The 8,815-nt window shown below is 56.0% G+C and carries 8 protein-coding genes; 7 read left to right on the top strand and 1 reads right to left on the bottom strand.

Going from position 1 to position 8,815, the window contains the following annotated elements:
• Positions 1 to 287: 287 nt before the first annotated feature.
• A complete protein-coding gene (locus ACK8P7_RS06290; RefSeq protein WP_410043371.1) occupies positions 288 to 1,208 on the top strand; it encodes a hypothetical protein in 921 nt (306 codons plus the stop codon).
• A complete protein-coding gene (gene ppk1 / locus ACK8P7_RS06285) occupies positions 1,157 to 3,280 on the top strand; it encodes a polyphosphate kinase 1 (protein ID WP_410043370.1) in 2,124 nt (707 codons plus the stop codon). The genes ACK8P7_RS06290 and ppk1 overlap by 52 nt, the downstream gene beginning before the upstream one ends.
• Before the next feature lie 291 nt (positions 3,281 to 3,571).
• On the opposite strand, the gene ACK8P7_RS06280 is transcribed toward ppk1, so the two are convergent.
• A complete protein-coding gene (locus ACK8P7_RS06280) occupies positions 3,572 to 4,027 on the bottom strand; it encodes a metal-dependent transcriptional regulator (protein ID WP_410043369.1) in 456 nt (151 codons plus the stop codon).
• A 239-nt stretch (positions 4,028 to 4,266) separates the two neighbouring features.
• On the opposite strand from ACK8P7_RS06280, the gene ACK8P7_RS06275 reads away from it, so the two are divergent.
• From ACK8P7_RS06275 to ACK8P7_RS06255, 5 genes are all read left to right on the top strand, one after another.
• Positions 4,267 to 4,482 carry a ferrous iron transport protein A gene (locus ACK8P7_RS06275; protein WP_410043368.1) on the top strand — a complete coding sequence of 72 codons (216 nt, stop codon included), beginning with the start codon at positions 4,267 to 4,269 and terminating at the stop codon, positions 4,480 to 4,482.
• Between the two features lie 119 nt (positions 4,483 to 4,601).
• Positions 4,602 to 4,832 (top strand): ferrous iron transport protein A, encoded by a 231-nt coding sequence (locus ACK8P7_RS06270; protein ID WP_410043367.1) that lies wholly within the window; start codon positions 4,602 to 4,604, stop codon positions 4,830 to 4,832.
• A gap of 92 nt (positions 4,833 to 4,924) precedes the next feature.
• Complete coding sequence (gene feoB / locus ACK8P7_RS06265; protein WP_410043366.1) at positions 4,925 to 7,132, top strand: ferrous iron transport protein B; 2,208 nt, start codon at positions 4,925 to 4,927, stop codon at positions 7,130 to 7,132.
• Between the two features lie 142 nt (positions 7,133 to 7,274).
• Positions 7,275 to 7,496, top strand: coding sequence for a FeoB-associated Cys-rich membrane protein (locus ACK8P7_RS06260; RefSeq protein WP_410043365.1), 222 nt, complete (start codon positions 7,275 to 7,277; stop codon positions 7,494 to 7,496).
• Between the two features lie 212 nt (positions 7,497 to 7,708).
• Positions 7,709 to 8,788 carry a lactonase family protein gene (locus ACK8P7_RS06255; RefSeq protein WP_410043364.1) on the top strand — a complete coding sequence of 360 codons (1,080 nt, stop codon included), beginning with the start codon at positions 7,709 to 7,711 and terminating at the stop codon, positions 8,786 to 8,788.
• Positions 8,789 to 8,815 lie beyond the last annotated feature (27 nt).

Below are 8,815 nucleotides of genomic sequence, written 5' to 3'. Positions count from 1 at the left end.
TGTAAAAAAATAAGACCCACGCTTTCGCGTGGATCTAAATGTTAAGTTGACGACATTGGGGTCTGACCCCATTAAATTTTTATAAACAGAATCTAAAGTTGGAGTTTATGGGGTCCAGACCCCATAAACTCTCGGGCAACCAGCCCCAGCCGTTGATTTTACATGGAATTTACATCAGCCGGAATGCAGACTTTACATTCCGGCTATATCTTTGTGCTTACTGGTCGGCATCAGGTCTATAATCAGAGAAAAAGAACGGTCGCCGGAACGGCCAGAGAGGGGAGTACATGAAACAGGCAATCATTGACATCGGATCGAACTCGATCCGTCTTACACTGTATGAAACGAATGCGCAGGATTTTCAGATTCTCTTTCGGGAGAAGATCATGGCGGGTCTTGCCGGCTATGTGGAGGATGGCAGACTGAGCGCAGAGGGCATCGAGTGTGCCTGCGCGGGTCTACTCAGCTTCCGGACGATTCTGCAGACACTGAACATCGAGGGCGCGCGGGTCTTCGCGACGGCCTCGCTTCGAAATATTACAAATACAGCACAGGCGCTCGCCGTGATCCAGGCGGCGACCGGCTACCAGGTCGAGATCCTGTCCGGCGAGGACGAGGCGCTTCTCGGCTACACCGGTGCGATGCGTGAGCTCTTCATGTCGAGCGGTGCCTTCCTCGATGTCGGCGGTGCGAGCTCGGAGATCGTGACCTTCGACGAGGGAAAACCGGTGGACTACCAGAGCTTCCCGGTCGGCTCACTCAGCCTCTACCGGCGCTGCGTGAAGAAGATCCTGCCGGGAGAGAAGTCCCTCGCGCGGATTCGGAAAACGGTGAAAGAAACGATCTATCTCACGGACGGGCAGCAGGCCCGGCCGCTGCTGGTCTGTGTCGGTGGCACCTCGCGTGCCGTGCTGAAGCTCGCGCGGGTCTACTACCACTGCTCGGAGGACTGCCGCAGCATCACGGCAGAGCAGCTGGACGGCCTCTGTGATTTCCTCTGCAGCGGGGATAAGGCCGTGATTGATCTCATCCTGAAGCTCGAACCGGAGCGGATTCATACTCTGGTACCGGGCATCCTGGTACTGCAGCACATCGCACATGTATTTCAGGCGCAGCAGCTGCTCGTCAGCAGGTACGGCGTACGGGAAGGCTATTTATGCAAGAGAATACTCAGAAACGATACAGATACACCCAGAACAGAGAATTAAGCTGGCTGCGCTTTGATCAGCGCGTGCTCGAGGAAGCTGCTGATCCGTCGGTACCTGCACTCGAACGCCTCAAGTTCATCTCGATTTTCTCCAGCAATCTGGATGAGTTTTTTATGGTGCGTGTGGGCAGCATCTTCGACCTCGCGCGCATGACACCGGATGACCGTGATAATAAAAGTGGCTGGACGCCGGAGGAGCAGCTTCACCACATCTATGAGGTGATCCCGGGACTTCTCACGATGAAGAAGCAGATCTACAGCGCCGTGATGGAGGAGCTCGGACGAAGCGGCATCCAGGATGTCGAGATGGAGAAGCTGGACGCCAGCGAGCTGAAGCTCGTGAACCACTTCTTCAAGACGGAGCTGCTGCCGGTGCTGTCACCGATCCTCATCGGACCGAACCATCCGGTGCCACACCTCACCAACAAGCGTCTTTACGGCGCGGCTCTCCTCGAGGATAAGAAGGGCCATAAAGCCCTCGGGATCGTGCCAATGCCGGAGACCGCCGCACCGTTCCTGACGCTTTCGGATGGAAAGCGCTACGTGCGTACGGAAAATATCCTCCTCCGCTGGCTGCCGACCATGTTCGATGCCTACACGGTGAAGGAGAGCTGTGTACTGGCAGTCACCCGTAACGCCGACATCAGCTTCGATGATGATAAGTTCGACGATAATGAGGCGGATTTCCGCAACCAGATGACGAAGCTCCTGAAGCTCCGTGACCACCTCGCGGTCATGCGTGTCGAGCTGAACACGCAGATTTCCGGAGAATTTCGGAAGCTGCTGTCCTCCGTCGTCCGTGTGGAAACCCATGAAGTCTTTGTGGATAAGTGTCCGCTCAATATGCGCTATGTCTTCCGTCTGATCGGGGCACTCCCGAAGGAACTCTCCATGCGCCTCCAGTATCCGGCACATCATCCGCGCTGGGCCGAGGATCTCCGCCGGGATCAGCCGATGATTTCGCAGATCCGTCAGCGCGATCGCCTCCTGTTCTACCCGTACGATTCGGTGGACCCGTTCCTGCATCTCCTGAACGAGGCGGCTGAAAACCCGAAGGTGCTCTCCATCAAGATCACGATCTATCGTATGGCCTCCTCTTCGAAGATCGTGCAGGCCCTCTGCCGCGCGGCCGAGAACGGCAAGGAGGTCCTCGTCGTCATGGAGCTGCGTGCCCGCTTCGATGAGGAGAACAACCTCGAGTGGTCGAAGATGCTCGAGGAGTCCGGCTACCAGGTTATCTACGGCACCGAGGGCTTCAAGTGCCACAGCAAGATCTGCCTCATCACGATGCGTAGTCACAACCGTACGATCTACCTCACCCAGGTCGGCACCGGCAACTACAACGAGAAGACGAACGCGATGTATACGGACCTCAGCTTCATGACGGTTGACCAGACCATCGGTGAGGACGCGTCGGCCTTCTTCCGCAACATGCTCGTGAACAAGCTCGATGGCGAGTACAAGCGACTCCTCGTCTCCCCATACGGGATCAAGCCAATGCTTCTACGGAAGATCGACGAGCAGATCACACGTGGTCGCGACGGATATGTCTGCATCAAGGCGAACTCTGTCACCGAGCGCGAGGTCATGGATAAGCTTGCAGAAGCCTCCCGCGCAGGTGTCGAGGTGCAGCTCATCATCCGTGGCATCTGCTGCATCCTTCCAGGTGTCGCAGGTGAGACCGAGAACGTACACGTCACCTCCGTCGTCGGACGCTTCCTCGAGCACGCCCGCATCTACCAGTTCGGCCGTGGCGCAGACGCCGAGATGTATATCGCCTCGGCAGACCTCATGACACGAAACCTGAACCGCCGCGTCGAGATCGCGTGCCCGATACAGGACGAAGAGCTTCGTGCCGAGCTCCGCTGGATCCTCGACGCCCAGCTCCGCGACAGCGCGAAGGCGAGCCTTGTTCTCCCGGACGGCAGCTACTGCCGGAAGCACAGTGCGGAGCCGTTCGACTCCCAGGACTACTTCCTGCATACCTCCATGCATAAGCCGACGGAAGCCGTCGCGGAACCGATCCGCCTCGCAGAACGCCTCCGCGGCCTGCTGGATAAATTCAGACGATAAAAAAGAGGCCACAAGTCCTCTTTTGTCTGGAACGACAGGGCGGGAGGAGCCAGGAACGTCGGCAGAAGAAACCATACGTAGAGACCGTGAAGAATCAAAATCCCACCCATTAGAAGTACTTAGTATTTTCCCTGGACCCTCTAGCAACGCTGAGTTTTCATCAAGAAAACTCAGCGATTGCAGAGGGCTTAGTACTTCTTATGGGTGGGATTTTAGAGTCTTCCGGTCTCGGAGTACTGTGTTTCTGCTGCCGACGCTCCTGGCTCCTCCGAATTTCTGATGGGCAGAAACTTAGTCCTGCCGCCCCGGCACGGTCTGAACGAAATTCTGAATCGTCTGCAGCTTCTGGTACTCCGCGCTGTCCTTGATGCCCGGCTGCTTCAGATAGTGCTCCTTGATCTTCTCGAAGGTCTCCGGACTCAGCACATGCTCGATCCGGCAGGCATCCTGACCTGCGGTATACGCACTCACCCCGAGCCGCACCAGCATATTCGTAAGAACCACATGCTTCTCGTAGGTCGCCTTCGCCGCCGCCATCCCGGCCTCCGTCAGCGCGATGTAGCCATTGTCATCCACCGTGATCATGCCCTCTTCACGCAGATGCTTCATCGCCACGGAAACCGACGGCTTCGAAAATCCGAGCAGATTTGCGATATCGATGGAACGCACCACCTGCTGGCTCATCGCCAGCACCAGAATACTCTCCAGATAATTCTCCGACGACTCATGTGTCGCATACGTACTCATATCGAAACTCCTTTTCAGAAACTTGAAGATTTCATCATGTATCCCCGATAGTATAACACATCTGAGCGGATATCCGCGAAAGTTAGATATAACTAATTATTTTAACGAAAGCTATTGACTTGAAAAAAAGTTAGTGCTAACTTACTAGCGTGAAGTTAGCTTCGACTAATTAGACGGGACTAATTTATACTTTTATGTAGAGGCGGCGGCCATCAACATCATGTAAAGGAGGTACGATGATGCCATTATCGATGGGAACACAGGGTGAAGAATATGAGATTCAGCGCATCGGAGGAAATGACAAGACGCAGCATTTCCTGGAGTCACTGGGATTCTATGCCGGAGGCAAGGTGAAGATCGTTTCCTGTAATCGCGGCAATCTGATCGTACAGGTGAAGGAGTCGAGACTGGCACTGGACGAGACGATGGCCCGTAAGGTCATGATCAGTGCGTGAAGACGCGATAACATCCGTAGACGAGCACAGGAAGCATCGTGGGTGAGTCCATAGCCACAGCAACACAGTATCATCCGCAGCGTGTCTGCGCTTTATAGATAGATGAGGAGGGAATAGAGTTGAAAACATTAAGAGAGGTTCAGCCAGGTGAGGATTGCGTTGTAGCGAAGATCACCGGTGAGGGTGCCATCAAGAGAAGAATCATGGATATGGGAATCACGAAGGGGACGACTCTTCATGTGCGTAAGGCAGCGCCGCTCGGCGATCCGATCGAGATCACCGTACGTGGCTACGAGCTTTCCGTCCGGAAGGCCGACGCCGAGATGGTACAGGTCGAGACGAAGGCCTGAGCACAGCAGATCCTGAGCGGGCGGTGCCCGGATGGAAGCATTGGCCACGGAGGACGTGGCGGAGAATGAAAATCTTAGAGGGGGAAAATCAAATGGCAATCACGATTGCACTCGCAGGTAATCCGAACTGCGGAAAGACGACGCTGTTCAACCAGCTGACCGGATCGAACCAGTACGTTGGTAACTGGCCAGGCGTTACAGTAGAGAAGAAGGAAGGTAAGCTGAAGGGCCACGCAGATGTGACCATCGCCGATCTTCCGGGTATTTATTCACTTTCTCCATACACACTGGAGGAGGTCGTTGCGCGAAACTATCTCATCAACACGAAGCCGGATGCGATCCTGAACATCGTGGATGGTACGAACCTCGAGCGTAACCTCTACCTCACCACACAGCTGAAGGAGCTCGGGATTCCGGTGGTGATGGCCGTGAACATGATGGATGTCGTAGAGAAGAACGGCGACCAGATCCGCCTCGACCAGATCGAGAAGTACCTCGGCTGTAAGGCAGTGAAGATCTCCGCGCTGAACGGCACGGGCATCAAGGAGGCGACCGAGCTCGCGATTCATGAGGCACAGACCGGTTCCACCGAGATCGTACACAGCTTCTCTGAAGAAGTCATGAATGCGATCCTCCAGATCGAGGAGAAGATCGCCGCCTACGTTCCGGAGGGCGAGAAGCGCTTCTTCGCGGTCAAGCTCTTCGAGCGTGATGATAAGATCCGCCACGAGATGATCGGTGCCGGCCAGAACGTCGACGTCGAGTCCATCATCGCCGCGGTCGAGAAGGCGGAGGATGACGACGCCGAGTCCATCATCACCAACGAGCGGTACAGCTACATCCAGAACATGATCGCCGCTGCGTACACGAAGAGGCATGTCGGTAAGCTGTCCACCTCCGACCGGATCGACAGCATCGTCACGAACCGCTTCCTGGCGCTCCCGATCTTCGCAGCCGTGATGTGGCTCGTATACTACATCTCCATCTCGACGATCGGTGCGATCGGTACCGACTGGGTCAATGATGTCCTGTTTGGCTCAGACCCGTGGTCTTTCTTCGGCCTCTGCGAGCTGCCGTCGATCCCGGGCCTTTTCGAAGGCATCCTCAGTGCACTCGGCACCGGTGAGGTATTGACAAGTCTCGTCCTCGACGGTATCGTCGCAGGTATCGGCGCGGTGCTCGGCTTCCTGCCGCAGATGCTCGTCCTGTTCTTCTTCCTCGCCTTCCTCGAGGGCTGTGGATACATGGCGCGTATCGCCTTCATCCTGGATCGAATCTTCCGTCGTTTCGGTCTCTCCGGTAAGTCCTTCATCCCGATGCTGATCGGCTCTGGCTGCGGCGTTCCGGGTGTCATGGCATCGAGAACGATCGAGAACGAGCGTGACCGTCGTATGACGATCATGACCACGACCTTCATCCCGTGCTCCGCGAAGCTTCCGGTCATCGCCCTCCTCGCAGGCGCGGTATTCGGCGGTGCTTCCTGGGTCGCACCATCCACGTACTTCCTCGGCATCGCAGCCATCATCTTCTCCGGTATCGTACTGAAGAAGACGAAGTGGTTCGCAGGTGACCCGGCTCCATTCGTTATGGAGCTCCCGGCGTACCACCTTCCGAGACCAATCGACATCCTGAAGTCCATGTATGAGCGTGGCTCCTCCTTCGTAAAGAAGGCCGGCTCGATCATCCTTCTGTCCACCATCGCGGTCTGGTTCACCTCCTCCTTCGGTATGCAGGACGGCCAGTTCGGCATGGTCGACATGGACAACTCCATCCTCGCGGCCATCGGTAACGCGATCGCCTGGATCTTCACACCGCTCGGCTGGGCAGACTGGAAGTCCGCTGTGGCTGCCGTGACCGGCCTCGTCGCCAAGGAGAACGTCGTCGGTACCTTCGGTATCCTCTTCCATTATGAAGGAGCAGAGGAGCTCGCCGAGGCAGGTGACCAGATCTGGAACCTCGTACAGGCGAACTACTCCGGTGTCGCTGCCGGCTACAGCTTCCTCGCCTTCAACCTGCTCTGCGCACCTTGCTTCGCAGCGATCGGCGCGATCCGTCGTGAGATGAACAACGCAAAGTGGACCTGGAGAGCGATCGGCTGGGAGTGCGGTCTCGCGTACTGCGTCGGTACGGTCATCTACCAGATCGTCGGCCTCTTCACCGGTGAAGCCCACTTCGGTATCTTCACCGTCATCGCCATCGCCCTCGTCATCCTCGGCATCTGGGCCCTGGTTCGCCCGTACCACGAAGCGACGGAGCTCTCCGACAAGTTCGACTCCGTAGCCGCCGCGGCACAGAAGTAATTTCAGAAGTATTTCAGGTCAATGTCTCCGGGCACCACGCAGATGGTGTAGCTGGAGGCATTGCCCACCGAAGGATCCGACAGATGCTTCCCGGACGATGATGATCACGGGATCGAAGCATCATTCTCAGAAAGGAGGAACTATGGGAGATCTCATCGTGGGAGGACTGATCGCACTTATGGTGATCCTCATCCTCCGAAGTCTTCATAAGGCCGTCGCGAAAAGCGGCGCCTGCGCGTTCTGCAGCTACGCGAAAAACGGCTGCGACCACGTCGGCCATCACGAGCTCGACCTCGAGCGCGCCGAAAGCCGGCTGAACGCCACCCAGAAAGCGATTCTCGCGAAACATCGCAGACAGAATTAACTGAAAGGGGCCAGTGTGATGACGAATCCTCGAGATGATCGTCATTACGCTGGCTTCTTTGCTGTTTCCGCGTTTTAACACATTATAGCCGCGAAGTGCCCAGGAAATTTCCCCTGGACACATCGTTATCATTGTAACAGGGCCGTAAACTGTGATAAAATAGATACAATTTTATGAATGTACGCCCGGAAGGACGTCGGGAGAGGCAGAAAATGAGTAAAGAGAAGTACATGGCATATATCGGTTCCTACAGCTACACGGGCAATGCAAAGGGCATCACCGTCTGTGATGTCGATGTAGAGAAAGGAACCTTCACGAAGCGGACCGAGATCGAGGTGAACAACTCCTCCTACCTCGTCGCATCGAGAGATCAGAAGACACTGTATTCCATCGCGGATGAGGGCGTGGTTTCCTTCCGTATCCTCGAGAACGGTGCACTGCAGAAGCTGAACACCCAGAACATCCGTGGCATGCGTGGCTGCCACCTCGCGATCGACCAGTTCGATCAGTACCTGATGGTCTCCGGCTACCACGATGGCAAGGCGACCCTGCTCGCACTGAATCCGGACGGTTCCGTCGGTCCGATCGTTGATGGCGTCTTCGATAAGGGCATCGGCTCCGTCGCAGAGCGGACCTTCCGTCCACACGTATCCTGCGCACGCATGACGGATGATCAGAAGTATATCCTCGTCGCAGACCTCGGGATCGACCAGGTACGCATATTCCGCTTTGATAAGGTGGACGGACGGATGCGTCAGATCGACACGCTCCGCTGTGAGCTGAAGTCCGCACCGCGTCACTTCCGCTTCTCGCCGGATCGTAAGTTCCTCTACCTCATGTATGAGGTGAAGAATGTCGTCGATGTTTACCGTTTCACCGAGGGTAAGAGGCCGAACGACATCAACCTCGAGAAGATCCAGACCATCTCGACCCACAACGACCCGTCGAACAGCCCGCTGATCGCGGCATGTCAGATGCGCTTCTCACCGGATAAGGATGCGAAGCATCTGTTTGTGTCCAATGCTGGCATCGATACGATCACGATGTATGAGCGTGATGTCGAGACCGGCCTTCTGACCATGAAGAGCTCCCTCCCGGTATCCGGTGTCTATCCGAAGGATTTCTGTATCTTCCCGGATGAGAAGCACATCGCGGCCGCGAACAACGAGTCCGGCACGATCACCTTCTTCTCGATGGATTATGATACGGGTATGCTCGTGATGAGCGCCCGCGATATCCCGGTGGATGAGCCGAACTGCATCTGCATGGTGAAGCTGCCATCCGGTAAATAAGCTTCAGAGTCACATGAACATATAAAA

This window comes from Oribacterium sp. P9 (assembly GCF_046365365.1).
Taxonomy (GTDB): Bacteria; Bacillota; Clostridia; order Lachnospirales; family Lachnospiraceae; genus Oribacterium.
This window is presented reverse-complemented; position numbering and strand designations above follow the sequence as displayed.